This window comes from Arthrobacter sp. B10-11 (genome assembly GCF_033142195.1).
GTDB lineage: Bacteria > Actinomycetota > Actinomycetes > Actinomycetales > Micrococcaceae > Arthrobacter > Arthrobacter oryzae_C.
This window is the reverse complement of the sequence record NZ_JAWMTH010000003.1, coordinates 489,520-516,201: the sequence shown is the minus strand read 5'-3', so window position 1 is coordinate 516,201 and position 26,682 is coordinate 489,520. Positions and strand designations below refer to the sequence as shown.

Annotated in this window: 29 protein-coding genes, 6 tRNA genes, 1 pseudogene and 1 riboswitch; of the genes and pseudogenes, 24 read left to right on the top strand and 12 right to left on the bottom strand. The window is 66.9% G+C overall.

The annotated features are described in order from the left end of the window. Positions 1-58 precede the first annotated feature (58 nt). Positions 59-543 (bottom strand): annotated as a pseudogene (gene msrB, locus RW112_RS12295) (peptide-methionine (R)-S-oxide reductase MsrB). 14 nt (positions 544-557) lie between these two features. Continuing rightward, positions 558-1,049 (bottom strand): hypothetical protein, encoded by a 492-nt coding sequence (locus RW112_RS12290; RefSeq protein WP_317782002.1) that lies wholly within the window; start codon positions 1,047-1,049, stop codon positions 558-560. A gap of 256 nt (positions 1,050-1,305) precedes the next feature. Between RW112_RS12290 and RW112_RS12285 the strand changes: the two genes are divergently transcribed. Further along, positions 1,306-2,550: an alpha/beta hydrolase family protein gene (locus tag RW112_RS12285; RefSeq protein WP_317782193.1), complete on the top strand. Its 1,245-nt coding sequence runs from the start codon at positions 1,306-1,308 to the stop codon at positions 2,548-2,550. Here the strand turns inward: RW112_RS12285 and ybaK are convergent. From ybaK to RW112_RS12270, 3 genes are read right to left on the bottom strand one after another with little or no spacing between them, the layout of a single operon-like run. Next, complete coding sequence (gene ybaK / locus RW112_RS12280) at positions 2,534-3,046, bottom strand: Cys-tRNA(Pro) deacylase (protein WP_317782000.1); 513 nt, start codon at positions 3,044-3,046, stop codon at positions 2,534-2,536. The two genes, RW112_RS12285 and ybaK, sit on opposite strands and share 17 nt — an antisense overlap. Positions 3,047-3,068: 22 nt before the next feature. Beyond that, positions 3,069-3,530, bottom strand: coding sequence for a SufE family protein (locus RW112_RS12275; RefSeq protein WP_317781998.1), 462 nt, complete (start codon positions 3,528-3,530; stop codon positions 3,069-3,071). 10 nt (positions 3,531-3,540) lie between these two features. Beyond that, positions 3,541-4,452: a sulfurtransferase gene (locus tag RW112_RS12270; RefSeq protein ID WP_317781996.1), complete on the bottom strand. Its 912-nt coding sequence runs from the start codon at positions 4,450-4,452 to the stop codon at positions 3,541-3,543. Between the two features lie 233 nt (positions 4,453-4,685). Here RW112_RS12270 and zapE point away from each other — a divergent pair, with 233 nt between their 5' ends. Next, positions 4,686-5,723, top strand: a complete 1,038-nt coding sequence (zapE, locus tag RW112_RS12265) for a cell division protein ZapE (protein WP_317781994.1) — start codon at positions 4,686-4,688, stop codon at positions 5,721-5,723. A 79-nt stretch (positions 5,724-5,802) separates the two neighbouring features. Here zapE and RW112_RS12260 read toward each other — a convergent pair whose 3' ends face one another. The 6 genes from RW112_RS12260 to RW112_RS12235 form a co-directional block, all read right to left on the bottom strand. Then, positions 5,803-6,072 carry an antitoxin gene (locus tag RW112_RS12260; protein ID WP_317781993.1) on the bottom strand — a complete coding sequence of 90 codons (270 nt, stop codon included), beginning with the start codon at positions 6,070-6,072 and terminating at the stop codon, positions 5,803-5,805. Positions 6,073-6,246: 174 nt separating this feature from the next. Continuing rightward, positions 6,247-6,321: transfer RNA gene (locus tag RW112_RS12255), tRNA-Val, on the bottom strand. Between the two features lie 42 nt (positions 6,322-6,363). After that, positions 6,364-6,436, bottom strand: a tRNA-Gly gene (locus RW112_RS12250). A 57-nt stretch (positions 6,437-6,493) separates the two neighbouring features. Further along, positions 6,494-6,568, bottom strand: a tRNA-Val gene (locus tag RW112_RS12245). Between the two features lie 41 nt (positions 6,569-6,609). Then, positions 6,610-6,680 (bottom strand) — tRNA-Cys (locus RW112_RS12240). Positions 6,681-6,726: 46 nt separating this feature from the next. Next, positions 6,727-6,799, bottom strand: a tRNA-Gly gene (locus RW112_RS12235). Between the two features lie 339 nt (positions 6,800-7,138). Here RW112_RS12235 and RW112_RS12230 point away from each other — a divergent pair. From RW112_RS12230 to hisF, 14 genes are all read left to right on the top strand, one after another. Further along, positions 7,139-7,213: transfer RNA gene (locus tag RW112_RS12230), tRNA-Val, on the top strand. A gap of 103 nt (positions 7,214-7,316) precedes the next feature. Beyond that, entirely contained in the window at positions 7,317-8,213 is an 897-nt protein-coding gene (locus RW112_RS12225) for a PD-(D/E)XK nuclease family protein (protein ID WP_317781992.1), read from the top strand. A 67-nt stretch (positions 8,214-8,280) separates the two neighbouring features. Continuing rightward, positions 8,281-8,868, top strand: coding sequence for a peptide deformylase (gene def / locus RW112_RS12220; RefSeq protein ID WP_317781991.1), 588 nt, complete (start codon positions 8,281-8,283; stop codon positions 8,866-8,868). Continuing rightward, a complete protein-coding gene (gene fmt / locus RW112_RS12215) occupies positions 8,865-9,785 on the top strand; it encodes a methionyl-tRNA formyltransferase (protein WP_317781990.1) in 921 nt (306 codons plus the stop codon). Before def ends, fmt begins: the two co-directional genes overlap by 4 nt. Next, positions 9,782-11,392, top strand: coding sequence for an RsmB/NOP family class I SAM-dependent RNA methyltransferase (locus tag RW112_RS12210; protein ID WP_317781989.1), 1,611 nt, complete (start codon positions 9,782-9,784; stop codon positions 11,390-11,392). Before fmt ends, RW112_RS12210 begins: the two co-directional genes overlap by 4 nt. A 29-nt stretch (positions 11,393-11,421) precedes the next feature. Continuing rightward, complete coding sequence (gene rpe / locus RW112_RS12205; protein WP_317781987.1) at positions 11,422-12,114, top strand: ribulose-phosphate 3-epimerase; 693 nt, start codon at positions 11,422-11,424, stop codon at positions 12,112-12,114. A gap of 59 nt (positions 12,115-12,173) precedes the next feature. After that, positions 12,174-12,328, top strand: a riboswitch (FMN riboswitch). 116 nt (positions 12,329-12,444) lie between these two features. Further along, positions 12,445-13,641: a bifunctional diaminohydroxyphosphoribosylaminopyrimidine deaminase/5-amino-6-(5-phosphoribosylamino)uracil reductase RibD gene (ribD, locus tag RW112_RS12200; RefSeq protein WP_317782192.1), complete on the top strand. Its 1,197-nt coding sequence runs from the start codon at positions 12,445-12,447 to the stop codon at positions 13,639-13,641. After that, positions 13,641-14,297 (top strand): riboflavin synthase, encoded by a 657-nt coding sequence (locus RW112_RS12195; RefSeq protein WP_317781986.1) that lies wholly within the window; start codon positions 13,641-13,643, stop codon positions 14,295-14,297. The genes ribD and RW112_RS12195 overlap by 1 nt, the downstream gene beginning before the upstream one ends. Then, positions 14,294-14,995: a 3,4-dihydroxy-2-butanone-4-phosphate synthase gene (gene ribB, locus RW112_RS12190; RefSeq protein ID WP_317781985.1), complete on the top strand. Its 702-nt coding sequence runs from the start codon at positions 14,294-14,296 to the stop codon at positions 14,993-14,995. Before RW112_RS12195 ends, ribB begins: the two co-directional genes overlap by 4 nt. Then, positions 14,992-15,705: a GTP cyclohydrolase II gene (ribA, locus tag RW112_RS12185; protein WP_317781984.1), complete on the top strand. Its 714-nt coding sequence runs from the start codon at positions 14,992-14,994 to the stop codon at positions 15,703-15,705. The genes ribB and ribA overlap by 4 nt, the downstream gene beginning before the upstream one ends. A gap of 30 nt (positions 15,706-15,735) precedes the next feature. Continuing rightward, positions 15,736-16,221 (top strand): 6,7-dimethyl-8-ribityllumazine synthase, encoded by a 486-nt coding sequence (gene ribH, locus RW112_RS12180; protein ID WP_011691538.1) that lies wholly within the window; start codon positions 15,736-15,738, stop codon positions 16,219-16,221. A gap of 103 nt (positions 16,222-16,324) precedes the next feature. Beyond that, positions 16,325-16,588 (top strand): phosphoribosyl-ATP diphosphatase, encoded by a 264-nt coding sequence (locus RW112_RS12175; protein ID WP_028270786.1) that lies wholly within the window; start codon positions 16,325-16,327, stop codon positions 16,586-16,588. A 57-nt stretch (positions 16,589-16,645) separates the two neighbouring features. Continuing rightward, a complete protein-coding gene (gene hisG, locus RW112_RS12170) occupies positions 16,646-17,506 on the top strand; it encodes an ATP phosphoribosyltransferase (protein ID WP_317781983.1) in 861 nt (286 codons plus the stop codon). A 76-nt stretch (positions 17,507-17,582) separates the two neighbouring features. Next, positions 17,583-18,359 carry an imidazole glycerol phosphate synthase subunit HisF gene (hisF, locus tag RW112_RS12165; protein ID WP_317781982.1) on the top strand — a complete coding sequence of 259 codons (777 nt, stop codon included), beginning with the start codon at positions 17,583-17,585 and terminating at the stop codon, positions 18,357-18,359. 30 nt (positions 18,360-18,389) lie between these two features. Here hisF and RW112_RS12160 read toward each other — a convergent pair whose 3' ends face one another. Further along, positions 18,390-19,034: a TIGR03085 family metal-binding protein gene (locus tag RW112_RS12160; protein WP_317781981.1), complete on the bottom strand. Its 645-nt coding sequence runs from the start codon at positions 19,032-19,034 to the stop codon at positions 18,390-18,392. Between the two features lie 101 nt (positions 19,035-19,135). Here RW112_RS12160 and hisI point away from each other — a divergent pair, with 101 nt between their 5' ends. The 8 genes from hisI to lgt all read left to right on the top strand — a co-directional run bounded on the left by hisI (position 19,136) and on the right by lgt (position 26,505). Then, positions 19,136-19,570, top strand: a complete 435-nt coding sequence (hisI, locus tag RW112_RS12155) for a phosphoribosyl-AMP cyclohydrolase (RefSeq protein ID WP_317781980.1) — start codon at positions 19,136-19,138, stop codon at positions 19,568-19,570. A gap of 81 nt (positions 19,571-19,651) precedes the next feature. Further along, a complete protein-coding gene (locus tag RW112_RS12150) occupies positions 19,652-21,247 on the top strand; it encodes an anthranilate synthase component I (protein ID WP_317781979.1) in 1,596 nt (531 codons plus the stop codon). 8 nt (positions 21,248-21,255) lie between these two features. After that, positions 21,256-21,900: a Trp biosynthesis-associated membrane protein gene (locus RW112_RS12145; RefSeq protein WP_317782191.1), complete on the top strand. Its 645-nt coding sequence runs from the start codon at positions 21,256-21,258 to the stop codon at positions 21,898-21,900. Positions 21,901-21,974: 74 nt separating this feature from the next. Continuing rightward, the gene (locus RW112_RS12140) at positions 21,975-22,262 is read left to right on the top strand and encodes an HGxxPAAW family protein (RefSeq protein ID WP_305940610.1); all 288 of its coding nucleotides are present in this window, start codon (positions 21,975-21,977) and stop codon (positions 22,260-22,262) included. A gap of 2 nt (positions 22,263-22,264) precedes the next feature. Next, on the top strand, positions 22,265-23,083 hold the full coding sequence (gene trpC / locus RW112_RS12135; RefSeq protein WP_317781978.1) for an indole-3-glycerol phosphate synthase TrpC: 819 nt from the start codon (positions 22,265-22,267) through the stop codon (positions 23,081-23,083). A gap of 84 nt (positions 23,084-23,167) precedes the next feature. Beyond that, positions 23,168-24,499, top strand: coding sequence for a tryptophan synthase subunit beta (gene trpB / locus RW112_RS12130; protein ID WP_317781977.1), 1,332 nt, complete (start codon positions 23,168-23,170; stop codon positions 24,497-24,499). Further along, positions 24,496-25,314, top strand: a complete 819-nt coding sequence (trpA, locus tag RW112_RS12125; RefSeq protein WP_317781976.1) for a tryptophan synthase subunit alpha — start codon at positions 24,496-24,498, stop codon at positions 25,312-25,314. The genes trpB and trpA overlap by 4 nt, the downstream gene beginning before the upstream one ends. 3 nt (positions 25,315-25,317) lie before the next feature. Further along, the gene (gene lgt / locus RW112_RS12120) at positions 25,318-26,505 is read left to right on the top strand and encodes a prolipoprotein diacylglyceryl transferase (RefSeq protein WP_317781975.1); all 1,188 of its coding nucleotides are present in this window, start codon (positions 25,318-25,320) and stop codon (positions 26,503-26,505) included. Positions 26,506-26,682: the final 177 nt, after the last annotated feature.

Genomic DNA, 26,682 nt, shown 5'->3' with positions numbered 1-26,682 from the left:
CGGGGGCGGGGCTGCGCTGCAGATCCCCGGGCATAGTCCCGGCTGGAAGAGGAGGAGGCTACTCGGCCTTGTCCGCTGGAACCAGCGTCAAGGAGACGGAGTTGATGCAGAAGCGCTGGTCCGTGGGGGTGCCATAGCCTTCGCCTTCAAACACGTGGCCGAGGTGGGAGTCGCAGCTTCCGCAGCGGACCTCGACCCGGTCCATGCCCATGGTGCGGTCATGGATATAACGGACTGTGCCGTCGGCAAGCGGCGCCCAGAACGACGGCCAGCCGCAGTGGGAATCAAACTTTTCCTTGCTGGTGAACAGTTCTGCACCGCAGGCGCGGCACTTGTACACGCCCGCCGCGTGGGTATCCCAGTATTCGCCGGGTATGGCCGCTCGGTCCCCGCCTGCCGGAGTACCCGGTACTCCTCGGGCGTCAGTTCCTGGCGCCACTGCTCGTCGGTTTTTTCAACCCGCGGGGTGGCAGCCTCCCCGGCAGGCCCGTCCTCCGGGGCGTGGACGGGCGCGACTTTTGGCTTGTTGCTAAAGATGTTCATAGCTTCGTCAACGCCTAGGAGTCCCCGATAAATCCCGAGCCGGCGTACAAGTGCAGCACCGGAAGCCCCAGCTGGTCCTGTGCCTTGTTGGCCCAGTCGGTATGGAAGGTGTCGGCAATGGCGTGGGGGCGGGTGATGACCACCGCCTGGCCGGCGCCGAGTTCCTTGACCTTGGCCACCAGGCCCTGCACGGCGCCGCCGTCCACCACCTCGCCCGTTACTCCGCCGCCGATCCCGGCCAGCGCGTTGAGCGACACCGCAAGCGTTTCGGCTGCGGCAGCGCGCTCGGAGGCAGGATCCGGAGCGTGGGACGTCAGCTCACGGAAGGCCTTGGCGACCTCGAGGAGGGACAGGTTTTCAAGGAAGTCCACCAGCAGGTGCCGTTCCGTGTTGGCCGGAACCAGCACCACGAGGGGCGCGTCACCCCCGTCCACCAGGCGTTCGATGTTTACGCGGTCGTCCGCACCCAGCGGCTCTTCTGTCAGAATGACGATTGGATCGCTCATGCCCCCAGCCTAGTCCCGGGCCGACCGTCCCGCACGAATTTCAGCCGGGCCGGTTTCGCCCGGTCACCGGAGCGTTCAGGTGACCCTCCTGCCGCCGCTCCGGCGCCGGTGGCGCGCCCGGCGGCGTGCCCGAGTATGTCCGGAGGCCGGCAGCAGTAAGAATGGATCCATGGCATCCCTTCCGGGCCTGCGCCCGGCCACCACATTGAAACTTAACCGTGCCTTGGACAGGGTCCAGGGCGCCGCCGACGCCGGCATGTCCTCCAGCGCGAAATGGGCTGTTGGCGGCGTCATCGCCGGAGGAGCCGCCGCGGGCCTGCTGGGCGCCGGATCGTCGGCCCTCGCCCTCTACTTCGCCCGCCGGGTCATCACACCGGTGCGGGTCCGGGATGAAGACCAGGAAGTGCTGGCCGTGATCCGTGCCGCGGACGGCGTCCAGGTCATCCTGGCCGCCACCGACGACGCCACCGTCGAAGGCACGTACGGGCTGTTCTTCGACGGCGGCCGCGGGCACGCCCGGATCGGCAGGATCATTTCGTACTCACCCGCGGAACGCACTGTCCTGCGCGAGGTGGAAGCCGTCTATTCGGGCGATCTCGCCAAGGCCCGCCGCGGCTACTGGAGCGGCGCCACCCATCCGGACGCGGCGTCCATCGGGCTGCCGGCCGAGGACGTTGACATCGAAGTGGAGGGCGGCGTCGCGCCGGCATGGCTGGTGCGCAGCCCGGGCCGCTCCGACGTCTGGGCCATCATGGTTCACGGCCGCGGCGCGAGCCGGCAGGAATGCCTCCGCGCCCTGCGGCCGGCACGGGAACTCGGAATGACCAGCCTGGTGATTTCCTACCGCAATGACGGCCTGGCACCCTCGGCGCCGGACGGACGCTACGGCCTCGGCTCCACTGAATGGCGCGACGTCGAAGCAGCCATCAGTTACGCCGTCGCCAACGGCGCCAAGGACGTCGTGTTATTCGGCTGGTCCATGGGCGGCGCGATCTGCCTGCAGACGGCGGACCTCTCACGGCACCATAACCTGATCCGCGCGATGGTCCTTGACGCGCCGGTCGTTGACTGGGTCAACGTGCTGGCCCACCATGCCCAACTTAACCGCATCCCGTCCGCTGTGGGACGTTACGGGCAGCTGATGATGGGCCACCCCGTGGGACGGCGCCTGACGGGGCTGGCGGCGCCCGTTGACCTGAAGTCAATGGACTGGGTCTCCCGGGCCGTGGAACTCAGGACTCCCACCCTGATCCTGCATAGCGTGGACGACGAATACGTGCCGTACGGGCCTTCGGCCAGCATCGCCGAGAAGAACCCGGAGGTGGTCACCTTCGAGACCTTCCAGGGGGCCCGGCACACCAAGGAGTGGAACGTGGACCCGGCGCGCTGGGAGGCCCTGGTCACCGCCTGGCTGCGGCGGCAGCTGGCGCCACGGTTCAAGCCGGGCGCACGCTCACGGAAACACGGTGCCTCCGGCCCTGCGGCTAACGCTCCGGAGTAGCTTTCGGGCCGGTCCCGATGCGGGCGGTGATGGCGCCGGTGAGCCGGACCAGGTGGGCCGGGGCCAGTTCGATATCGAGGCCCCGCCTGCCGCCGGAGACCAGGATGCTCTCCTGGCCCAAGGCGCTGTCGTCCAGCACGGTGGGGGAGGGGTGGCGCTGCCCCAGCGGTGAAATGCCGCCGAGGACATACCCGGTCCTCCGCTGCGCCGTAGCCGGATCAGCCATGGCAGCCTTCTTGGCACCCAGCGCAGCGGCGATTGCTTTCAGGTCGAGGTTTCCGTGGACCGGGACTATCCCCACCGCGAGCCTGCCGTCAACATCAACCATGAGCGTTTTGAAGACCCTCGCAGGATCCACCCCCAACAACTCGGCCGCTTCCGTGCCATAGCTGGCGGCAGAGGGGTCGTGGGTGTAGGGATGCAACACGAAGGGAACGCCGGCCGCAGCGAGGGCCGCTGTGGCCGGCGTTCCCTGGGAAGCCTGTTTGCGCGCCATGCCGTGCCCGGACCGGCGGGCCCTAGGCCTGCACTGCGGCGGAGGCGGCGACCTTGCGCTTGATGCGTCCCAGCATGGCCGTCATTCCCCGCATGCGCAGGGGAGTGATGGCCCGGGTGAGGCCCAAGAGTTCGGGCATGTCATCGGGGACTGCGAGGATCTCCGGCGCCGTGAGGCCGTCAAGGCCTTCGTGCAGGACACCTGCGAATCCCCGGGTGGTGGGTGCTTCAGCCGGCGCCTTGAAGTACAGCCGCACGCTGTCCGGCGAACCGGCGTCGTGCTTTTCCGTCTCAATGGTCAGGAACAGCGGCGACTGGCACTCGACAACCTGCTCCAGCAACTCCGGATGGTCCTTCAACCGGTCCGGCAGTTCAGGAAGCCCCTGCGAGAATTCCAGCAGCAGTTGCAGCCGCTCGGGTTCGGTCAGGGCCTGGAAGTCGTCAACTATTTCCGCCAGCGCGGCGGGAAGGGCGTGGTTATTCATCACGTCCAGTTTACGCCGGAACGGAGCCGCGCTCGGATCCCTTGGCGATGGGTACCCGCACGGCGTTGCCCCACTCGGTCCAGGAGCCGTCATAGTTGCGTACGGTGTCGAAGCCCAGCAGGTACTTCAGGGCGAACCAGGTGTGGCTGGAACGCTCGCCGATACGGCAGTACGCCACCACGTCGTCGCCCTCGGTGAGGCCGGCTTCGCCGAGGTAGAGGGCCTCGAGTTCCGGGCGGTTGCGGTAGGTGCCGTCCTCGGCCGCCGCACGGGCCCACGGGATGGACGCGGCGGTGGGGATGTGGCCGCCACGCAGGGCGCCTTCCTCGGGATAGGCAGGCATGTGTGTGCGTTGGCCCGTGTATTCCTCGGTGGAGCGCACGTCGATCAGCGGCTTGCCGAAGTGGGCAAGGACGTCCTCCTTGAATGCGCGGATGGGGGCGTCGTTGCGGTCCACCTCGGGGTATTCGGCAGGGGAGGGGACGCTGACATCCGTGGTGAGCGCACGGCCTTCGGCGATCCACTTGTCGCGGCCGCCGTCGAGCAGCCTGACGTCCTCGTGGCCAAAGAGGGTGAAGACCCACAGTGCGTAGGCAGCCCACCAGTTGGACTTGTCGCCGTAGATCACCACGGTGCTGTCCCGGGAGATCCCCTTGGCTGCGGCCAGTGCCGCAAATGCCTTGCCGTCGACGTAGTCGCGGGTGACCTCGTCGTTCAGGTCCGTATGCCAGTCGATCTTGACGGCACCGGGAATGTGGCCGGTTTCGTAGAGGAGGACGTCTTCATCGGACTCCACCACCACGAGCTTGCCGCCGTCCAGCGCGCCGCCGTCGAGGGCTGCCGCCAGCCACTCCGTGGAGACGAGGCGCTCCGGGTGCGCGTACGCTGCAAATTTTTCGTTCTCTTCAACTGGGTAGGACATGGGGATGGCCTTTCACTGAAACGGTCAAGCTGAAACGGTCAGGGGCCCCTTGCCACCGGGAGGCGTCGCTGCGGCCGGGCCAGTTCCAACACTAGCCACGCCCCGGCAGTATTGCGCCACTGCGTTCACAAGGCGAAATATGCCCTTGGTCACGTGCGCTCGCCGCGTTAATAGGCCGATGCCGCATTGCCGGTATTCTTTCTGGGGACACGAGACCAGCAGAACGGACCACCTTGGTACAGATCGAACAGCTCTCCGCGCGGACACCGTCAGTATCCGTGGATGAACTCCTCAAGGGCTTTTATCCCTCCCCGCGGTTCGGTGAGGTGTCCTTTGGCAGCTACCGCCCCGACCCCTCACAGCCCAGCCAGGCGGGGGCGGTCACGGCGCTGGAATCGTTCGCGACCGGCGTCGGCGCCAACGGAAGCTCCGGACTGTTCAAGAAGCTGTTTGCGAAGAAGGACAATTCGCGTGCCGGCATCTATCTGGATGGCGGCTTCGGCGTGGGCAAGACGCACCTGCTGGCCTCGCTGTGGCACGCGGCCCCCGGGCCCAAGGCGTTCGGCACCTTTGTGGAGTACACCAACCTGGTAGGGGCCCTCTCCTTCCGCAAGACCGTTGAGGCGCTGAGCAGCTACAAGCTCGTCTGCATCGACGAGTTCGAACTCGACGATCCGGGCGACACGGTGCTGATGTCCCGGCTGATGCGGGAACTGGCGGACGCCGGGGTCAAGCTGGCCGCCACCTCCAATACGCTCCCCGGTTCACTGGGAGACGGACGGTTCGCGGCGGTCGATTTCCAGCGCGAGATCCAGGTGCTGGCAGACCAGTTCGACGTGGTGAGGATCGACGGCGAAGACTTCCGCCACCGCGGACTCCCGGCGGCGCCGGCTCCGTTGAAGAACGACGAGCTGACGCACCATATGCAGGCGGAATTCCACGGCAAGACCGTGGCCCGGGACGATTTCAAGACCCTTATCAACCATCTCGCGGGCGTCCACCCCAGCCGGTACCGGCAACTCCTGGCCGGCATCGAAGGCGTGGTGTGGCGTGATGTTGAAACCATCACCGAGCAGGCAGTGGCCCTCCGGTTCGTCGTGCTGGCGGACCGGCTGTACGACAAGGACGTGCCCATCCTCGCCAGCGGCGTTCCGTTCGATCAGCTCTTCACCGAAGAAATGATGAACGGCGGTTACACCAAGAAGTACTACCGGGCGGTGTCCCGGCTGACGGCGCTGGCCCGCGAAGGGCAGAACCACGAACCGTCCTAGTCTTTGAGCGCCGCCCTTAAACGCCAAAGGTGCCGGCGCCGCCTCTCGGCGGGACCGGCACCTCGCTGACGTTCCTGGGTTAGAGGCCCTGCTGCCGGGGTTCACCGGTTACAGGGGGCTCTCCGGCGACGGGAGGTTGTTCGACGACGGGGTCCGTTTTCGGCCTGTTGTCGACCTTATCCACGAGGCCGGCTGCGCCTTTCTGAACGGTATCGATCTTGCCGGCGTACTTTCCGCCGGTCTTTGAGTCGATGAAATCACCGGCTTTGCCGATGCCGTCCTTGATGGCTTGTTCATTGCCACCAACCAGTCGCTGAGCCTTGCCCTTTAGATCGTCAAGAATACCCACGGGCACCTCCCTTCTGTCGCGGAGCCAGATCGCTCCTCCGCTTTCGATCCTAGCCCGAGTCCCTGGGCGTGCCAAGGGCACGCGCCGGGAGTTGTCTAGGGTCCTGGTGCCCTATTCAGTGTGCCTGGGCCCGGATCCGGGCAGCAAAAAAAGCAGCTCCGGAGAGCTGCTTCGTGGTGGGCGATACTGGGATCGAACCAGTGACCTCTTCCGTGTCAGGGAAGCGCGCTACCGCTGCGCCAATCGCCCGGGCCCGGAGTAGCCGGGGTTTTACGGGATTAAAGAAAAGAGAGCGGACGACGAGATTCGAACTCGCGACATCCACCTTGGCAAGGTGGTGCTCTACCAGCTGAGCTACGTCCGCACATGAAGCACGTACCGGCAGGACCGGACGTTCAACAACAAGCAAGTTTCCTTACTCTGGTGGGCGATACTGGGATCGAACCAGTGACCTCTTCCGTGTCAGGGAAGCGCGCTACCGCTGCGCCAATCGCCCAAATGTTCTCCGGGATGAACCGGATACCAAGGTTTTCACCGAGGTGGGTACGGGATTCGAACCCGTGTATACGGCTTTGCAGGCCGCTGCCTCGCCTCTCGGCCAACCCACCGTGTAAGCCAGGTTCCTGGGAACCTTTGCCATGACAGTGTCCTGCGAGCGGACGACGAGATTCGAACTCGCGACATCCACCTTGGCAAGGTGGTGCTCTACCAGCTGAGCTACGTCCGCATTATTGTCAGCATTTCCGTGCCGCATTCGGCATTTCCTCGCGTTCCAACGAGTAAGAACTCTATAGGAGGTTCCGGCAACTTACAAATCGGGGAGTCGTCACGGACGCCCGACGGCCCTGCTTCCTTGAAATCTAGGGGTTTTTCCTAATTACAGGGTTGTAATTCACCGGCTTCCGGTGTTGTGTATGCGGTCCGTATTCCGCGGCAGGCGCCCGATGGCCGCCTGCCGGCCCCGGGCGCCGAGGCCCTCACGGTCGACTGCTGCAGCCGCGCAATCCGGTGCCCGGTCGTCCGATTTCCAAATGGCGCCGGGGTGGGCTAGCATTCAATGGCATTGGGGCGATTGGCGCAGTGGTAGCGCGCTTCGTTCACACCGAAGAGGTCACTGGTTCGAACCCAGTATCGCCCACCAATGAATGGCCCGTTCCGCTGACCCAGCGGAGCGGGCCATTTCGCTTTTCCGGCCTTGCCAGCGCAGGCGCAATCCTGTCAGCCCTTCATGAAAGAGTGTTTGCATGACTGATCCACTCCTTGCCCACGCCACGGAATACGGGCGGATGTATGCGCGCTCAACATCCGAGTCGTTTTCCGTCCCGTCCATCACCACGGTCATCGGCCAGCAGCCGCACGGCCTGGATGGCTGGTTCGGCTACATGGGGGCGAACAGTCTGGCCAGCGATCCGCTGCTGCCCGGCATCCTGGGAAGTCCTGCCAAGGTCCGGCAGGCGGTCAGCCGGGCCGCCAAAGCCGCGGAGGCATACCGCGACGACGCCGCCAAGCGCGGTGACCGTGTGCACAACTACTGCGAACAGGTTGCGCTCAGGGCGCTCGGCCGGCCTCATCAGATGAAGGAAATGCGGGAGGCGTTGGCAGCCAACGGCGAGGAAGCCTTCGCGGCGCGCTTCGATGAGTGGTGGGAACTCTTCGGCGTGGAGCCCGTGGCTCCGGAAGTCACCGTCTGGAACAAGACCGTGGGCTACGCGGGAACCCTTGACCTTGTCGCCAAAATCAACGGCCGGACCTGCATCATCGACTACAAGACCAAGGGCACCACCCGGGACGGAACCGTCAAGCCGCTGGACGACAAAGTGGTGATGCAACTGGTGGCGGGCATGAAGGCCGAAGAAAGCCTCGTGGATCCCGTCGCCGGGGAATGGGAGCCCTGGCGGCACGGCGAATCACCCATCCTGCTGGCGGTCGCCATCGGGCAGACAGAGGTGCGGCCGATGCGGGCCAACCCGGATGTGCTCAAGCACCACTGGTGGAAGTTCTGCGCCCTCCGGCGGGTCTGGGAGATGTCAGCCGACACTGTCAGTGCCGGAACGGCGCTGCTCCCGGTGGCGCCGCCGCCGGTGACTGCATCGTCAGGCTCTGCACCGGCGCCCGAACTTCAGGCTGTGCCCGGCAGGTAGCCGGCCCACTAAACTGGACTGGATCCCACCGCCTATTCCGTAGAGCTCACCGAAGGACAGATTGCACATGGCCATTTTGAATATCCGCATCATCGGCGACCCTGTGCTGCGCACAGTTGCCGATCCCGTGACGGAATTCGGGCCGGAACTCGCGAAACTCGTTGCAGACATGACCGAGACTATGGAGGACGTCGACGGCGCAGGGCTGGCCGCGCCCCAGGTAGGCGTCAGCAAGAGGGTCTTCACGTACCGCATCGACGGAGTGGAAGGGCACATCATTAACCCGGTGCTCGAAAACAGCGAGGACTTCCAGCCCGATGAGGTGGAGGGCTGCCTTTCCATCCCGGGCCTTGGCTTTCCTGTCCGCCGGCGCCGGGCCACCCGGGTCACCGGCGTCGACCTGCAGGGAAACCCCGTCACCGTGGAGGGCGAGGGCATGCTGGCCCGCTGCTTCCAGCATGAAACAGACCACCTGGACGGCATCCTCTTCACCGACCGGCTCGAAGGCGAAGACCGCAAGTCCGCCCTGCGTTCCATCCGCAATGCCAACTACGACGCCATCACCGAACGGACGACGTCGAAGCGGGCAAAGACCGTGGGATCCAGTTTCGGGGGCGGCAGCTTCGGCGGCGGCAGCTTTGGCGCTGCCGAGTGAGGGTTCTCTTCGCCGGGACTCCCGCTGTCGCAGTGCCCTCCCTGGATGCATTGGTCCAGGCAGGCTTTGACGTCGTAGCCGTCCTGACCCGGCCGGACGCACCGATCGGACGCAAACGCGTGCTCACGCCGTCGCCCGTTGCCGCGCGGGCCGCCGAACTGGGCATTGAGGTGATCCATGCCGCCAGGGTGGACGCGGAAGTCACGGCGAGGATCGCGGCCACGGCGCCGGATGCCGCGGCCATCGTGGCCTACGGAGGCCTCATTCCGCGCGCGGCGCTGGACATTCCCCGGCACGGCTGGATCAACCTGCACTTCTCCCTGCTCCCCGCCTGGCGCGGTGCCGCCCCCGTGCAGCGCGCCGTCATGGCCGGCGACGACATCACCGGAGCCGTGACGTTCCTCCTCGAAGAAGGGCTGGATACCGGTCCTGTATTCGGCACCCTCACCGAGGCGGTCCGCCCCGATGACACCTCCGGAGAACTCCTGGAGCGGCTCTCGCACAGCGGCGCGGTGCTGCTCGCCCAGACATTGTCGGCGATCGAAGCGGGCCGCGCGGTAGCTGTTCCGCAGTCAGGCGACGTATCCCTGGCGCCCAAACTGGGCCTCGACGACGGCCGGATCAACTGGCGCGAACCCGCCCTCGCCCTCGGGCGCAGGGCGCGCGGCGTGACGCCTGAACCCGGCGCGTGGACCACCTTGGACGGACAACGGGTCAAACTCGAGCCCGTTGTGCTCCGGCCCGACGCTCCGGCACTGAGGCCGGGACACGTACTGCCCGACGGGAAAAGCGTTCTGGTAGGCACGGGGTCGCACCCGGTGGAGCTGACGCGCATACAGCCCTCGGGCAAGAAGATGATGGCCGCCGCCGACTGGGCGCGCGGACAGGCAGCACTGGAAGGCGTGGTATTCGAATGAGCGAGTCCGGCACAGGCGGCAGCGGCCGCGGCAGGGGCCCCCAGCGGGGGAACGCAAGCGGCGGCGGAGCAGGAGCCGGCGGGCAGTCCGGCGGATTTTCCGGCCGTGGCCGTGGCCGGGACGGCAGCCAGCGGGATGCCCAGGGCCGGGAGCGCAACCGCGGTCCCAAGCGGAACTTCAGCGAGAACGCTCCTTCCCAGCGCACGCGGCGTGCCGATCCGGCCCGCCTGGTGGCTTTTGAGGTGCTGCGGGCGGTTGCTTCGGAAGACGCCTACGCAAACCTGGTCCTGCCGGCCCGGATCCGCCACCACGGGCTGGATAAGCGGGACGCCGGCTTCGCCACTGAGCTGAGCTACGGGGCGCTGCGTGGCCAGGGGACCTATGACGCCGTTCTGGCCCGCTGTGTTGACCGGCCGCTGGACCAGCTGGATCCCGCCATCCTCGATGCCCTGCGGATCGGCGCCCACCAGCTGCTGGCCATGCGCGTTCCCGCCCACGCGGCACTGGACCAGACCGTGGGACTTGCCCGGGCCGTCATTGGCGCCGGGCCGTCCGCCCTGATCAATGCGGTCCTGCGGAAGGTCTCAGCCCACACCCTTGAGGAGTGGCTGGAGCTGCTCCTCAGCGACGAGCAGGACGACACGCGGATCGCCTCCATCCGCTACGCCCACCCGGAATGGATTGTCCGCGCCCTCAGGCAGTCACTCGTGGCGCACGGCCGGCCGGTCACTGAAATCAATGAACTCCTCGAGGCGGACAACGCCGCCCCGGTGGTCAACCTCGTGGCCCTCCCCGGCCTGGGGACCCTGGACGAGGCCCTGGAGAGCGGCGCCACCTCCGGTGAACTCGTGGAAGGCTCGGCGCTCTCCAGCGGAGGAGACCTGGGCCGCCTGGCGTCAGTCCGTGACGGCAGCACGCGGGTGCAGGATGTCGGCTCGCAGCTGGTAGCCCGGGCAATGGCCGCCGTGGAACTGAACCGCGCGGAGGCGCAGTCCGCCGGCCAGGGCGGCGAGAAATGGCTGGACCTGTGCGCCGGACCGGGCGGCAAGGCTGCGTTGCTGGGCGCCCTTGCCCGGCAGCAGGGCGCCACCCTCCTGGCCAATGAACCCGCCCCGCACCGTGCCAAGCTGGTGCGGCAGGCTCTGTCCGCGGTCCCGCATGAGGTCTGGCATGTCCGGACCGGAGACGGCCGCGACGTAGGCGCTGAAATGGCGGGGACGTTCGACCGCGTGCTCGTCGACGTCCCGTGCAGCGGACTCGGTGCATTGCGGCGCAGGCCCGAATCCAGGTGGCGGCGCACGCCCAAGGACCTTGCGGACCTCGGCCCGCTCCAGCGCGAACTGCTGAAGTCGGCACTGGACGCTGTCCGGCCCGGCGGCGTGGTGGCCTACGTGACCTGCTCGCCGCACCCGGCCGAGACCACCGCCGTCGTCTCCGACGCGCTGCGCAAGCGCGACGACCTGGAACTGCTCGACGCCGGCGCCGCCCTCGACAAAGTCAGCCTGCCCGGACACCTTGGCGCCGGGCACGAACTGACAGCCCAGCTGTGGCCCCACGTCCACCGGACAGACGCCATGTTCCTGGCCCTCATCCATAAGAAACCCTGACCGCTCCGCCTTTCGTGAAAGGAGCCCACATGGCTCAGTGCTGCATCAACCCCAGCATCCTCTCCGCAGACTTCGTCAACCTGGAGGCGGAGCTGCGCAGAATCAGCAACGCCGATGCCGTCCACGTTGACGTCATGGACAACCACTTTGTGCCGAACCTGACCCTCGGCCTGCCCGTGGTCCAGCGCATCCAGGCCGTGAGCCCGGTGCCGCTGGACGCGCACCTCATGATCGCCGATGCAGACCGCTGGGCCCCCGCCTACGCCGACGCGGGGCTCGCCTCCGTGACGTTCCACGTTGAAGCCTCAATCGCCCCCATCAAACTGGCACGGGAGCTCCGCGCACGCGGGGCGAAAGCCGGAATGGCCCTGCGCCCCGGCACCCCGGTGGAGCCGTACCTGGACATGCTGTCGGAACTGGACCTCCTGCTGATCATGACCGTGGAACCCGGCTTCGGCGGCCAGTCGTTCCTCGACCTGACGCTCCCCAAGATCAGGCGCGCCCGGGCAGCGATCGACGGATCCGGAACCGGAGTGGCACTCCAGGTGGACGGCGGCATCACCGAGGAGACCATCGTCCGGGCGGCAGAAGCGGGAGCCAACGTTTTTGTGGCTGGCTCCGCCGTCTATGGCGCGGAGGACCCCGCGACGGCGATCGACCGCCTCCGGGCAGCCGGGACCCGCCCGGTTTCGGCCGGAACGCGCTCTGTTTCGGAATCATGACGGCGTCCGGCGGGAATAGCAGGACCCACCAGTCAGTTGTGACAGAATAACAACACACACTACGTGCTCCGGGGTCGGTGTAAGTCCGAACCGGCGGTGATAGTCCGCGACCCGCGAGCCGGCACAGATCCTCTCCAGGAACTGGTCCGGCGGACGGTTGAACCGGTGAAATTCCGGTACCGACAGTTAAAGTCTGGATGAGAGAAGCACGTACAGCTGTTACTGCACTGACCCTTGGGCTGTGCGGTATTGCGCTGTCGTATACCCCCGGAGCCTACGCGGTTCTCGAGGGAAGGAACGACGAACGCTTTGACGCCGCCGACAACAGCCATGTTCAGTGCAGCCGAGATCGATGCCATGGAGGCAGCTCTCGCCGCTGCGCTCCTCGGCCCCCGCGGGGCAAACCCGCTGGTGGGCGCCGTCGTCGTCGGACCCGACGGCCGGCAACTGGTCACGGGATACCACCGCGGGGCCGGAACGGCGCACGCAGAAGCTGACGCCATAGCCCAGGCCGGCATGAAGGGCATCGATCTGGCCGGATCCACCATGGTGGTCACCCTGGAACCCTGCAACCATTGCGGACGAACCGGGCCCTGCGCCCAGGCCATCATTGACGCGGGCATCACGTCAGTGGTGTACGCCGTGGACGATCCCCATGATCCCGCTGCCGGGGGAGCCGCAACGCTGCGGGCCGCAGGGGTCAGCGTGCGTTCCGGGTTGGCCGCGCGTGCAGCGTTCGAGCTGAACCGCCGCTGGTTTGAAGCCGTACTGGGCCAGCGTCCCTTCGTCACCCTCCACATCGCCCAGACCCTGGACAGCCGCATCGCCGCGGCGGACGGCACCAGCCAGTGGATTTCCAGCCCGGAATCCCTCGCCGACAATCACGGGCTCCGCAGCCGCGTGGACGCCATCCTGGTGGGCACGCAGACACTCCTAGTGGATAATCCAAGGCTTACCGCACGGGATGCGTCGGGCGAGACGGCAGGCAGCCAGCCGCTGCGGGCCGTGATGGGGCTGCGCGGAATCCCCGACGACGCCGCCATCCACGGCGATGACGGCCGCGTGATGCACCTGCCCACCCGGGATCCGCACGAGGCCTTGGCGCAGCTCTTCTCCGCCGGTGTCCGCCACCTCATGGTGGAAGGAGGCTCGCGGATCTTGAGCGCTTTCCTCGCCGCGGGACTCGTGGACGAGCTCATCGTTTACCTGGCGCCCACCCTTCTCGGATCCGGCACGGCCGCCCTCGGCGACCTCGGCATCACCACCCTGGCCGATGCACAGGCCTGGGAATGGGATGAGGCATCCGGGGGAGCCGTGCAGACCCTCGGCCGGGACCTGAGGCTCCACCTCTTCCCGGGGCACGCCGAACCTGCGGCCACAACTGCCCGGCCGGCTGAAGCGGCCGAACCTGCCCCGGCAGCCGCGACGGCGGCTGCGCCCCTCCGCGAACTTTTTTCACCCGTCACCAGCTCACCCGAATCCTTACCGCACCGCACCGGCGCGGGTACCGCCACAGGAGGCAACTGATGTTTACCGGAATTATTGCCGAACAGGGCAAGGTCCTGTCCGTGGAACGCGACGGCGACGTCAGCGCCACGGTGCGACTGCATGCACCCGGCAGTACAGAGGGGCTGGCGCTCGGCGGCTCTGTGGCCGTCAACGGCGTATGCCTGACCGCGACGGCCATTGTCGGCAAGGAATTCAGCGTCGACGTCATGGGCGAGACGCTGGTACGCAGCACCATCGGTGAGCTCGAAGCGGGCGACGCCGTGAACCTGGAACGCTGCGTTCCGGCCGGCGGGCGCCTGGACGGGCATGTTGTCCAGGGGCATGTGGACGGCGTCGGCGAACTCCTCGAGCGCGAGGCGCTGGGCAACTGGGACCGCCTGCGGTTCGGAGTGCCACCGAGGCTCGCCCGCTACATCGCTGAAAAGGGCTCCATCGCCGTCGACGGCGTCTCCCTCACCGTCACTGCAGTCAGCGACGCCGCTGAAGCGGCCCCGTGGTTCGAGGTGGGCCTCATCCCCACCACGCTGGCCGAAACCGGCCTGGGTGCCAAGGACCTCGGCGGCCGCGTCAATCTCGAAGTTGATGTGCTGGCCAAGTACACCGAGCGACTGCTCGCGTTCGCCAGCGGCGCTGGAACAGCCAACGTCGCAGCCGGAACGGGGGAATCCAAGTGAGCCACGTCAAGAATACGACCGCCCTCCGGGTGGCAGCAGACCGGGTCCTGGACCCGATCGAAGACGCCGTCCGGGCCATGTCTGCCGGCCGTCCGGTCCTCGTAGTGGACAACGAGGACCGTGAAAACGAAGGCGACATCATCTTTGCCGCCCAGCACGCCACCCCGGAACTGATGGGCTGGACCGTCCGCTACAGTTCCGGCGTGATTTGCGTTCCGCTCGACGGAGCCCGGGCGGATGCCCTGCTGCTGCCGCCGATGGTAGCCGTCAACGAAGACGCCAAGGGCACCGCCTACACGGTTTCCTGCGATGCTGCGGTGGGCGTCAGCACCGGGATTTCCGCGACGGACCGGGCCCTCACCGCCCGGGTGCTGGCTGACCCCGCGAGCCGCCCGGAATCGATCACCCGTCCCGGGCATGTTTTTCCGCTGCGGGCCGTTAACGGTGGAGTGCGTGAGCGCCCGGGCCACACCGAAGCGGCCGTGGACCTGTGCCGGCTTGCCGGCCTGGAGCCCGTGGGCGTGATCGCCGAAGTAGTGTACGACAACGGAGAGATGATGCGCCTGGACGGACTTCGCGGCTTCGCTGCTGAACATGGATGCCCGCTGATCTCGATCGAGGATCTGGTGTCATATTTGGACGCAGCCGGGCCCGCCGGACAGGCGCCGGTCCCGGCGGGGAATGAGGAGATGCGATGACGGCTTCAGAGGCACAAAAAGACACGAAGGCAGGTCGCCGGCCGCATCCGGTGAGCGGCGGACCCGTCGTCCAGCTGCCCAGCGAATTCGGGACCTTCGTGGCCCAGGCCTGGACCGATCTGGTGACAGGTGCTGAGCACCTCGCGGTCAGCTCACCGATCCCGCCCGTGGACGGCACAGCTCCCTTGGTGCGGCTGCACTCGGAGTGCCTGACAGGCGACGTTTTCGGGTCCTACCGCTGCGATTGCGGCGAACAGCTGGCCTACGCCCTGGAAAAGATCAGCGAGGAAGGCGGCACGCTGCTGTACCTGCGCGGTCAGGAGGGCCGCGGTATTGGCCTTGCCAACAAGATCAAGGCCTACGCCCTGCAGGAAGCCGGCTTCGACACTGTCGAAGCCAACGAGCAGCTCGGCCTTCCGGTGGATGCCCGTTGCTACAACGCCGCCGCGCAGATCCTGGCCGAGCTCGGACTGCACGAAGTGCGCCTGCTGAGCAACAACCCGGACAAGCAGAACCGGCTGGCGGAGGCCGGCGTCACGGTGGTTGAAATGGTTCCCACCGAAGTTCCCTCGCGGGAACAGAACATCCGCTACCTGCAGACCAAGAAGGACCGGATGGACCACCGGCTCACCCTGGACCTCCAGGGCGGGGAACCGGTGACGGCGGTGCCGGCCGCCGGCCAGGGCCCCTTCCAGCACGAACAAGACTGACCCCCAACAGGAACGAACCAGGAGACTTAGATGAGTGGACACGGCGCACCGGAGATTGACCTCACAACCCTCAACCCGGCGGAGACGTCGCAGCTGAAGCTGGCCATTGTGGCCGCGAGCTGGCACACCCAGATCATGGACGGGCTCCTGGACGGAGCCCTCCGTGCCGCCAAAGATGCCGGAATCAGCGAACCGACCGTGCTCCGGGTACCGGGAAGCTTTGAACTCCCCGTGGCGGCCGCCCGGCTGGCCAAGCACTTCGACGCAGTAGTGGCACTCGGCGTCGTGATCCGCGGCGGGACGCCGCACTTCGAGTACGTCTGCGAGGCGGCCACCATGGGACTGACCGACGTCAGCGTCAACACCGGCGTTCCCGTGGGCTTCGGCGTACTCACCTGCGACACCGAGCAGCAGGGCCTGGACCGTGCGGGCCTGCCGGGGTCCAAGGAAGACAAGGGCCACGAGGCAGTCACCGCTGCACTGGCCACCGCCGTGACGCTGAAGCAGTACAGCTAACCGCTCCGCCACCTGCTCCGGACCTGTGCAATACCTCACATCGGCGCCGTCATGGAACGGCCCGACAGGCGGGGTCAGGCCCGGAGCAAGTAGGCTGGAGGGCGTGAAGAATTTCGAGACGCTGTTCGCAGAACTGAGTGAGAAGGCAGCCACCCGTCCGGCAGGCTCCCGCACCGTCGCAGAATTGGAGTCCGGAGTCCACGGCATCGGCAAGAAGGTCGTGGAGGAAGCCGCCGAAGTGTGGATGGCTGCCGAATACGAATCCGACGAAGCCGCCGCCGAGGAAATCTCCCAGCTTCTGTACCACCTGCAGGTTCTGATGCTCGCCAAAGGCCTCACCTTGGAAGACGTCTACAAGCATCTGTAGCCATGCTGAGCGTGGCCGATGCCTGTAACCAAGACTTCCTAACCCAGAAAGACCCTCATGCTGCGAGTTGCCGTCCCCAATAAGGGATCCCTGTCCGAAGCGGCTTCGGCCATGCTGTCCGAAGCCGGCTACCGCCAGCGCCGCGACACCCGCGAACTGGTCATGGTGGACCCGGACAACGACATTGAATTCTTCTTCCTCCGCCCGCGCGACATCGCCGTGTACGTGGGCCGGGGAACGCTCGACGTCGGCATCACCGGCCGCGACCTGCTCCTCGACGCCGAGGTGGAGGCCGAGGAACTGCTGCCGCTGGGCTTTGCTGCCTCGACGTTCCGGTTCGCCGGACCGGTAGGCGACTTCACCAAGGTGGAAGAGCTCGAAGGCAAGCGCCTCGCCACCAGCTACGACGGCCTCCTCCGCGGCTACTTGGCCGAACGCGGCATTAACGCCAAGGTGGTCCGCCTGGACGGCGCCGTCGAATCATCGGTGCGGCTCGGCGTCGCGGACGCGATTGCCGACGTCGTCGAAACCGGGAACACGCTCAAGGCGGCCGGGATGGAAATCTTCGGCGAACCGATCCTGAAGTCGGAAGCGGTGCTGATCCGCCGCGTTGGCCAGGAAGGCGCCGCGAACGGCACGGCCAAGGAAATCGAGGTCCTGATCCGCCGCCTGCAGGGCGTGCTGGTTGCTCGGCAGTACGTCCTGATGGACTATGACATCCGCAAGGAACTGGTGGAGCAGGCAGCGGCGCTGACACCCGGCCTGGAATCACCCACGGTCTCGCCGCTGCGCGACTCGGAGTGGGTTGCCGTCCGGTCCATGGTGCCCAAGAGGGAAACCAACCGGATCATGGACGAACTCTATGACCTGGGCGCCCGCGCCATCCTGGTCAGCAGCATCCACGCCTGCCGGATCTGACCCGGGCCCGTCGTCGAGCGGCCAGTCTCCGGCGGACCCCACCGAATCTCCCACCAGCAAATCCTCAGGAGAAATCATGGCTGTAGCAGTGCGCGTCATCCCGTGCCTGGACGTTGACGCCGGCCGCGTGGTCAAGGGCATCAACTTTGAAGGCCTCCGCGACGCCGGTGACCCCGTGGAACTGGCGCACCGCTACGACAACGGCGGAGCGGACGAACTGACCTTCCTGGATGTGACAGCCTCCTCGGGCAACCGCGAGACCACCTTTGACGTGGTCCGCCGCACCGCCGAGGAAGTCTTCATCCCGCTCACCGTCGGCGGCGGCGTCCGCGGTGTGGCCGAGGTGGACAAGCTGCTGCGTTTCGGAGCGGACAAGGCCTCCATCAACACGGCTGCCGTTGCCCGGCCCGACGTCATCGATGAAATCACGCGGCACTTCGGTTCGCAGGTCCTGGTGCTGTCCGTGGATGCCCGGCGCACCCGGCCCGGTTCCGACCCCACGGCGTCAGGTTTTGAAGTGACCACACACGGCGGCCGGCAGGGGACCGGGATTGACGCCATCGAGTGGGCACGTGAAGCCGCGGACCGCGGCGTTGGCGAGATCCTGCTCAACTCCATTGATGCCGACGGCACGAAGGACGGCTTCGACATCGAACTGATCCGCCTGGTCCGCGCCGCCGTCAAGGTGCCGATCATCGCCTCCGGCGGGGCAGGCAAGCCCGAACACTTCCCGCCCGCCGTCGCGGCCGGGGCGGATGCCGTCCTGGCGGCGTCGATCTTCCACTTCGGTCCGCTGGACATGATTTCGCGGGTCAAGACGGCCATCCGTGAGGCGGGCTTCGAAGTCCGCTAGGCGGACTTCCGGCCCGCCGGGGGCGGGCTGCTAGAGACCGACTTCGGCTGACTGGAGAAGCGCGACGGCGTCCGGCTGGCCTTCGAAGGTCACCAGCGCATGGCGGGTGCGCCCGTGGGCGTGCATCAGCAGCTCACCGGGCTCGCCAACGATGGCCACCGAGACGGGCGCCCGTTTGGCCACATGGCGGGGACCGGAGGGGCGCACCAGCACGATTCCCAGGTCCACTCCCCGGTACAGGATGGCCGCGCGCTTGATGAGTTCGTCCCACAGTGCGTCGGAGTATTCCTCGTCCAGAGCCCGCGGAGCCCAACGGTCCACGGCGCGGCGGACGTCTTCGGTGTGCACGAAGTACTCAATGAGGTTGGAGCTCTCGGCCAGGGCCTTGATCCTTAACGGCGACAGTGCCGGAGGGCCGCCGCGGAAGGTGTTCACCAGCCGGGTGTAGTCCTCGGGAGTCTTGAGTTTGGCCGCCAGCTTTGCGGTGGCCTCGTCAGAGGCCTTCGCCAGGCTCTTGATGATCAGGCCAAGCCCCACCCCGGCCTTGCGTTCGCGCAGGTAAAGGTGCGCGGCGAGGTCACGCGTGTGCCAGCCCCTGCAGAGCGTGGGGGAGTCAGGACCGGCCGCCAGCAGGGTCTCGGCCAGGACTTCTCGGGACGGATCGACGAAATGCATCACTTGAGAAACTAGCACGAGAGGCCGCGAGTTGCGCAGTGGAAGCGCTGCCAATTTGACCCCTGATCGTCACACTGCGGTGAGGCACTAGACTTGGTCTGATGTCTGAGCAGCCCGCCCCCGCCCCTGCCCCCGTGCAACCAGTACCCCCCGTCCTGCCTGCCGACGTGGCGGACGCCCTCAAGCGCGACGGCGCCGGCCTCGTGGCTGCCATCGTCCAGCAGTTCGACACCAACGAGGTGCTGATGCTCGGCTGGATGGACGACGAGGCGCTGCGGCGCACCATGACCACGGGGAGGGTGACGTTCTACTCCCGTTCCCGCCAGGAGTACTGGCGCAAGGGCGATACCTCCGGCCATGTGCAGTGGGTGAAGTCCGTTGCACTGGATTGCGACGGCGACGCCCTCCTGGTCCGGGTTGACCAGGTCGGCGCGGCCTGCCACACGGGCACGCGGACCTGCTTCGACGGCCGCGGGCTGTCGGTGGTCCCCGGCCAGGCCGGCGCCAGCGAAAGCGCCAGCGAAAACGCCGGCTAACACCGGCCAGGCCGGGCGCAGCGCCGGACACCCATCCACACGTTTCAGGCATTACACAAGAACAGGCGGAGAACCATAGCCATGCAGGACCTTGGAATCATCAGCCCGGGCCTCGAAGAATTCCGGGAACTCGCCAGCCACAGCCGCGTCATCCCCGTCCGGTTGAAGGTACTGGCCGACGCGGAGACGCCCATCGGGCTCTACCGGAAGCTGGCGAACGGCCAGCCCGGCACCTTCCTGATGGAATCCGCGGCCGTGGGCGGTTCATGGTCCCGCTATTCGTTCATCGGCGCCAAATCCCGTGCCACGCTGACCACCAAGGACGGCCAGGCGCACTGGCTGGGCGAACCCCCCGCGGGCGTTCCCGTGGACGGGAACCCGGTGGATGCCATCAGGGACACCGTGGAGGCTCTGCGCACCGACCGCTTCGACGGCCTGCCGCCCTTCACCTCGGGCCTGGTCGGTTTCCTCGGCTGGGAGACCGTGCGGCACTGGGAGAAACTCACCAGCCCGCCCGAAGACGACCTGGAACTGCCGGAACTGGCCCTCAACCTGGTTACCGACATGGCTGTGCACGACAACATGGACGGCACCGTCCTGCTGATCGCCAACGCCATCAACTTCGACAACAGCTCCGAGCGCGTGGACGAGGCCTGGTACGACGCCGTCGCCCGGGTCAAGGCACTGCTTGCCAAGGTCAGCACGCCGGTTGAGCAGCCGATTTCCGTGCTGGAGCCCGCCGCCCTGGACTTCGCCTCCAGTGTCCAGGAACGCTGGAACGAGCCCGACTACCTTGCTGCCCTGGATCGCGGCAAGGAAGCGATCGTGGACGGTGAAGTGTTCCAGGTGGTGATTTCCCGCCGTTTCGAAATGGAGTGCGGCGCGGATCCGCTCGACGTGTACCGGGTGCTGCGGAACACCAATCCCAGCCCGTACATGTACATCTTCAGCCTCGAGGACGCCGCCGGCCGGCAGTACTCCATCGTGGGTTCGTCACCGGAAGCCCTCGTGACGGTCACCGGCGAGGAAGTCATCACCCACCCGATCGCAGGCTCCCGCCCCAGGGGCAAGACCGTGGAGGCGGACAAGGCGTTCGCAGAGGAGTTGCTGGCCGACCAGAAGGAACGCGCCGAACACCTCATGCTCGTGGACCTGTCCCGCAACGACCTCTCCAAGGTGTGCGTTGCCGGCACGGTGGACGTCACGCAGTTCATGGAGGTGGAGCGTTTCAGCCACATCATGCACCTGGTTTCCACAGTGGTCGGCAGGCTTGCTCCCACCGCGAAGGCCTACGACGTCCTGAAGGCAACGTTCCCGGCAGGAACGCTCTCCGGAGCCCCCAAGCCGCGCGCGCTCCGGCTCCTGGATGAGCTGGAACCGCACCGCCGCGGCATCTATGGCGGCGTGGTGGGCTACCTGGACTTCGCCGGGGACATGGACATGGCCATCGCCATCCGTTCCGCCCTGCTCCGGGAGGGACGAGCCTACGTCCAGGCCGGCGGCGGCATCGTGGCCGATTCCGTCAACCCGACCGAAGCCCTCGAAACGGTCAACAAGGCGGCCGCGCCGCTGCGCGCCGTCCACACGGCCGGCTCCCTGCACAACATCACTGCCGACTCCCTTACGGAGTCCGGAGATGCCGCGGGCAGCTCAGCCAGCCAGAGCCCGGGCAGTTGATGGGTGTCATGGAAGACGGCGTCACCGAGGACAAAAAGGGCAGGCCGGCGGCCAGCCGGACAGGTGCTCCGGTGTGGGCGCGGAAGTCGACGCTGGTCCTGGTCATTGCGGCGTTGGCCCTGGCGGTTTTCGGCACCACCACGCAGACATGGCTGACCGTGCATCTGGATCCGGCCCAGCTGGGCCAGGCGGTCAACAGCCAGGACGGCCTGCAGGTGCAGGGCAGCAAAGCGGCGACCACCGTCACCGCGCTGGCACTCGTCGCGCTGGCAGGCGGCCTCGCTGCCTCGATCGCGGGGCGGATTGCGCGCTGGATCATTACGGCGATCATTGTCCTGGCGTCAGTTGGCATCGTGACCGCCGCGGTGACGGTGATGACGGATCCGCTGGCCGCCGCCCAGGGGTCCATCGCTGCAGCCACCGGCATCACCGGAAGCAGCGTCCAGGTGAGCGTTTCCGCATTCCCGGCACTCGCCGTCGTCGCCGGTGTCCTGCTGGGACTCGGAGCCCTGTTGATCATTCCGGCCGGACGCCATTGGAAGACGCGCACTAAATATGACGCCGCGACGGCCGGCACGGCCGGCGCCCCGGAGGGCCCCGCGGATGAGATCGACAGCTGGGACAGGCTGTCCCGGGGCGACGACCCCACCTAGGCCGGCCCGCCGATGTCCAAGGCACCGCCAAAAAATGGCAGAATGTAACCAGTATTCATCCTGAGGAGATTTCCATGAGCAAAGCCACTGTTTCCGCATCCAAATCCGCTGCTGCCCGGAACGTCAACACCGGCGTCGACCACAGTGCAGACCTCGGCCACGGCAACAGCCCGGCAGCGTGGACGTGCGTGATCGTCATGCTGGTGGGCGCCCTCATTGCGTCCATCGCCTTTGTCATCGCCAGCACCCCCATCTTCATCGCCGGCGCCGCAGTCATGGTGATCGGCCTGCTGCTCGGCTGGATCATGCGCAAGGCCGGCTACGGCGTGGACGGCAGCAAGCTGAAGAACTCCGGCCACTAGCAGTGACTGTTCTCGATGACATCAATGCCGGTGCACGGGAGGACATGGAGGCCCGCCGGCGCCTGGTGTCCCTCGCCGAACTGAAGGACCGCGCCGCAGCGGCCGCGCCCGCGCGCGATGCCTGGGCTGCCCTCGGCGGGAACGTCTCGCCGCGGAACCAGCTGAAGGTCATTGCCGAAATCAAGCGGCGCAGCCCCTCCAAGGGCGATCTGGCGAGCATCGCGGATCCTGCCGAGCTGGCAGTCCAGTACGCCGACGGCGGCGCTTCCGTCATCAGCGTCCTCACCGAACAACGCCGGTTCAGCGGGTCCCTCGCCGACCTGGACGCCGTCCGGAAAGCCGTTGATGTGCCGCTGCTCCGCAAGGACTTCACGGTGGACGAGTACCAGATCTGGGAAGCGCGTGCGCACGGCGCGGACCTGGTGCTTCTGATCGTCGCGTCGCTGAGTGACTCTGAGCTGCGCGGCTTCAGCCAGCTCACCCGTGAACTGGGCATGAACGCGCTGGTGGAGACGCACACGGCGGAGGAGATCGAACGCGCCGTCGCGGCTGACGCCCGGATCATTGGCGTGAATGTCCGCAACCTCAAGACGCTCGACGTCGACCGTTCCGTGTTTGCCTCCCTCGCCGGCGGCATCCCGCCGGAAGCGGTCATTGTTGCCGAATCCGGAGTCCGCGGCGCGGACGACGTCCGGCACTACGCCGCGAACGGCGCCAACGCCGTGCTGGTGGGTGAAGCGCTGGTGAGCGATGCAACCCCGCGCGAGCGGATTGCCGAATTTACCGCTGCCGGGGCAGAAGCCATCGCAGCACGGGTCTGACGACCGGGGCGCCCGGCGGCAGACCGCTGACGCCGGGCGCCATCCGAATTTTCTTATGAACAGTGGAACAGGATGGTGAGACCGATGGTCGACGCGCCAACAACCGGCTCTGATGAGGGCACCGCGGACGCATTTCTGCAAGGAGACCGGTCCCTGCGCCACGCGCCGGGCCCGTACTTCGGCTCCTACGGCGGGCGCTGGATGCCCGAATCCCTCATCGCGGCCCTGGACGAGCTGGAAGACACCTTCGAGAAGGCCAAGGCCGACCCGGAGTTCGTCGCCCAGATCAAGGACCTGAACAAGAACTACTCCGGCCGCCCGTCCCTGCTCACCGAGGCCAAGCGCTTCGCCGGGCACGCCGGCGGCGTCCGCGTCTTCCTCAAGCGCGAGGACCTGAACCACACCGGTTCGCACAAGATCAACAACGTCCTGGGCCAGGCCCTGCTCGCCAAGCGCATGGGCAAGACCCGCGTGATTGCCGAGACCGGAGCCGGCCAGCACGGAGTGGCCAGCGCAACCGCGGCCGCCCTGCTGGGCCTGGAGTGCGTGGTGTACATGGGCGCCGAGGACTGCCGCCGCCAGGCACTGAACGTGGCCCGCATGGAGCTCCTGGGTGCCACGGTCATCCCCGTGACCAGCGGATCGCAGACCCTCAAGGATGCCATCAACGAGGCACTCCGTGACTGGGTGGCCAACGTCGACCACACCCACTACCTGCTCGGCACGGCCGCCGGAGCCCACCCTTTCCCGGCGATGGTGCGGTATTTCCACGAGGTCATCGGCGAGGAAGCCCGCGCCCAGATCCTGGAACAGACCGGCCGGCTCCCTGACGCGGTCTGCGCCTGCATCGGCGGCGGCTCCAACGCGATCGGCATCTTCCACGGATTCCTGGACGACCCCTCGGTCAGGATCTTCGGCTTCGAGGCCGGCGGCGACGGCGTGGATACCGGACGCCACGCCGCCACCATCACGCTGGGCAAGCCCGGCGTGCTGCACGGCGCGCGTTCCTACCTGATGCAGGACGACGACGGGCAGACCATCGAGTCGCACTCCATCTCCGCAGGCCTGGACTACCCCGGAGTCGGCCCCGAGCACGCCTACCTGGCGGACATCGGCCGGGTCAGCTACGAACCCATCACCGACGCCGAAGCCATGGACGCCTTCCGGCTCCTGTGCCGGACCGAAGGCATCATCCCCGCCATCGAATCCGCCCACGCCCTGGCCGGCGCCATCAAGGTGGGCCAGCGCCTCGCGGCCGAAGCGGAGGCCGAAGGGCAGCCCGCGGACAGCAAGATCGTCGTCGTCAACCTCTCCGGCCGCGGCGACAAGGACGTGGCCACGGCCGCTGAATGGTTCGACCTGTTGGACAAGGATTCCGTTGAGGCCGAAATCGGCAAAGAAGGGGAACAGCTGTGACCGGCGTTCAGGACATCACCAGCACCAGCAAATCGGCCGCCGCCATCGACAAGGCGCGCGCTGAAGGGCGGGCGGCCCTCATCGGCTATCTGCCGGCCGGCTACCCCGATGTGGAACAGACCATCGCGGCAGGCATCGCGCTGGCCGAAAACGGCGCCGACCTGATCGAAATCGGGATCCCTTACTCCGACCCGGTCATGGACGGCCAGGTCATCCAGGCTGCCACCACCGAGGCGCTGGCCAACGGTTTCCACGTCCGGCAGGTCTTCGACGTGGTCCGCGGCATCACCAGCAAGACCGACGCCGCCGTTTTGGTGATGACCTACTGGAACCCGGTGGTCCGGATGGGCGTGGACGAATTCTCGCGCCGGCTGGCCGAAGCCGGGGGAGCCGGGCTCATCACCCCTGACCTGATTCCGGACGAAGCCTCCGAGTGGATGGCTGCCTCGGACAAGTACGGACTGGACCGGGTGTTCCTTGTGGCCCCGTCGTCCTCGCCGGAACGCATGAAGCGCACGGTTGATGCCAGCCGCGGCTTCGTCTACGCCGTGTCCATCATGGGCGTCACCGGTGCCCGCACATCCGTCAGCAGTGCCGCCGAAGGCGTCGTCGCCGCAGCGCACGCGGCCGGGGCGGAACGCGTGTGCGTCGGCCTCGGAGTGTCCAACGCCGGCCAGGTCCGCGAGATCGCGGCCTACGCTGACGGCGTGATCGTGGGCACGGCGCTCGTCGCCGCCATCCGCGACGGCGGCGTGGACGCTGTCGCCGCCCTGACCAAAGACCTCAGCACCGGCCTGTCCAGGGAAGAAGCCTAAACAATGCAGACTGTCCTCCACGTGGCGGCCATGGTCCCCGCCAGCATTCCGAGCCCGGACTGGTCCGGGTTCGATATCCCGCTGCCGTGGGGGTCGCTGCGCATCCACGCGTACGCGCTGTGCATCCTCGCCGGCATCGTGGTTGGCCTGTGGCTGACCTCGGTCCGCTGGAACAAGCGCGGCACACCGGAGGGCAGCCTGTGGGACATCGCCATCTGGGCCATCCCGTTCGGCATCATCGGCGGCCGGCTCTACCACGTGTTCTCTTCCCCGGATGCGTACTTCGGCCCCGGCTTCGACGGCACGGGTGACCTTTCCCTGATTCCGCAGATCCAGCGCGGCGGACTGGGCATCTGGGGCGCCGTGCTGCTCGGTGCTGTCGGCGCCTGGATCGGCTGCCGCCGGGCGGGGGTCAAGCTGACCGCGTTCCTGGACGCCGCCGCACCGGGCCTGCTGCTGGCCCAGGCTGTGGGCCGCTGGGGCAACTACTTCAACCAGGAACTCTTCGGCGGGCCCACCACGCTTCCCTGGGGCCTGCAGATCGACGCTGACAACGCGAACTTCCCGGCCGGAATGCCGGCCGACACCCTCTTCCACCCGACGTTCCTCTATGAATCCCTCTGGAACATCGCCGGCGTCGTGATCCTGCTTGCACTCGACCGGAAGTTCAACTTCCGGCGCGGACGGTTGTTCTGGCTGTACGCCATGTACTACACGCTCGGCCGCGTCTGGATCGAGGCCATGCGCATCGACGATGCCGAACAGATCAACCTGTTCGGCATCACCACCCGCCTCAACGTCTGGACCAGCATCTTCGTCTTCCTGGCGGCCCTGATCGTGTTCATCGTGCTGGGCCTTCGCAAGCGTGATGAGCCGGACACTCCGTACCTTGCCGGTCACGTTCCGGCCGACAATGACGGCGACGCCGAGGACAACAAGGCGGAAGTTGCCGAACTGGCAGCCGTTCCGGCGGAGGGCAAAAGCATCCGGCATTCGGACAAGAGTGTCTCAGATAGTGGGTCCCGTGGTAATCTCCCTGATAACCAAAGCGGTCCGGGGCACACTTCCGCCCCAACTGAAGCGGTGAGGGAATCAACTGCCGGCACCACGCCCGCCAAGGGCGCGCCGGGAAGTGAAAACTCCCTTCACCAGGACTCCGGATCCGCGCCGGACACTGACCGCACCAAGTAGTCAGGGCCGGCAAACCGGGCAGCAGGGCTACCGCCCGCAGCGCCCGTTCCCACAGCGTCGTGGCACCAGGGCCCCCTCCCGTCAGCACAGAGCTGCCGCCGGGTCAAGCCCAGGTCAGGGCCTGCGTAACTGTTAGTTCAGCAGGCCGGGCTGACCTACAATTTCCAGTAAGTAACA

Coding starts and splice junctions, on each gene's coding strand:
- RW112_RS12285 (WP_317782193.1), top strand. CDS start 1,306: ATGTCCTCCAGCGCGAAATGGGCTGTTGGCGGCGTCATCGCCGGAGGA.
- rpe (WP_317781987.1), top strand. CDS start 11,422: ATGGCTCAGTGCTGCATCAACCCCAGCATCCTCTCCGCAGACTTCGTC.
- RW112_RS12275 (WP_317781998.1), bottom strand. CDS start 3,530: ATGAATAACCACGCCCTTCCCGCCGCGCTGGCGGAAATAGTTGACGAC.
- trpB (WP_317781977.1), top strand. CDS start 23,168: ATGGTCGACGCGCCAACAACCGGCTCTGATGAGGGCACCGCGGACGCA.
- RW112_RS12150 (WP_317781979.1), top strand. CDS start 19,652: ATGCAGGACCTTGGAATCATCAGCCCGGGCCTCGAAGAATTCCGGGAA.
- RW112_RS12225 (WP_317781992.1), top strand. CDS start 7,317: ATGACTGATCCACTCCTTGCCCACGCCACGGAATACGGGCGGATGTAT.
- RW112_RS12210 (WP_317781989.1), top strand. CDS start 9,782: ATGAGCGAGTCCGGCACAGGCGGCAGCGGCCGCGGCAGGGGCCCCCAG.
- RW112_RS12140 (WP_305940610.1), top strand. CDS start 21,975: ATGAGCAAAGCCACTGTTTCCGCATCCAAATCCGCTGCTGCCCGGAAC.
- RW112_RS12270 (WP_317781996.1), bottom strand. CDS start 4,452: ATGTCCTACCCAGTTGAAGAGAACGAAAAATTTGCAGCGTACGCGCAC.
- hisF (WP_317781982.1), top strand. CDS start 17,583: ATGGCTGTAGCAGTGCGCGTCATCCCGTGCCTGGACGTTGACGCCGGC.
- hisI (WP_317781980.1), top strand. CDS start 19,136: ATGTCTGAGCAGCCCGCCCCCGCCCCTGCCCCCGTGCAACCAGTACCC.
- def (WP_317781991.1), top strand. CDS start 8,281: ATGGCCATTTTGAATATCCGCATCATCGGCGACCCTGTGCTGCGCACA.
- hisG (WP_317781983.1), top strand. CDS start 16,646: ATGCTGCGAGTTGCCGTCCCCAATAAGGGATCCCTGTCCGAAGCGGCT.
- ribD (WP_317782192.1), top strand. CDS start 12,445: ATGTTCAGTGCAGCCGAGATCGATGCCATGGAGGCAGCTCTCGCCGCT.
- RW112_RS12290 (WP_317782002.1), bottom strand. CDS start 1,049: ATGAGCGATCCAATCGTCATTCTGACAGAAGAGCCGCTGGGTGCGGAC.
- RW112_RS12195 (WP_317781986.1), top strand. CDS start 13,641: ATGTTTACCGGAATTATTGCCGAACAGGGCAAGGTCCTGTCCGTGGAA.
- RW112_RS12145 (WP_317782191.1), top strand. CDS start 21,256: ATGGAAGACGGCGTCACCGAGGACAAAAAGGGCAGGCCGGCGGCCAGC.
- ybaK (WP_317782000.1), bottom strand. CDS start 3,046: ATGGCGCGCAAACAGGCTTCCCAGGGAACGCCGGCCACAGCGGCCCTC.
- ribA (WP_317781984.1), top strand. CDS start 14,992: ATGACGGCTTCAGAGGCACAAAAAGACACGAAGGCAGGTCGCCGGCCG.
- ribH (WP_011691538.1), top strand. CDS start 15,736: ATGAGTGGACACGGCGCACCGGAGATTGACCTCACAACCCTCAACCCG.
- RW112_RS12160 (WP_317781981.1), bottom strand. CDS start 19,034: ATGCATTTCGTCGATCCGTCCCGAGAAGTCCTGGCCGAGACCCTGCTG.
- lgt (WP_317781975.1), top strand. CDS start 25,318: ATGCAGACTGTCCTCCACGTGGCGGCCATGGTCCCCGCCAGCATTCCG.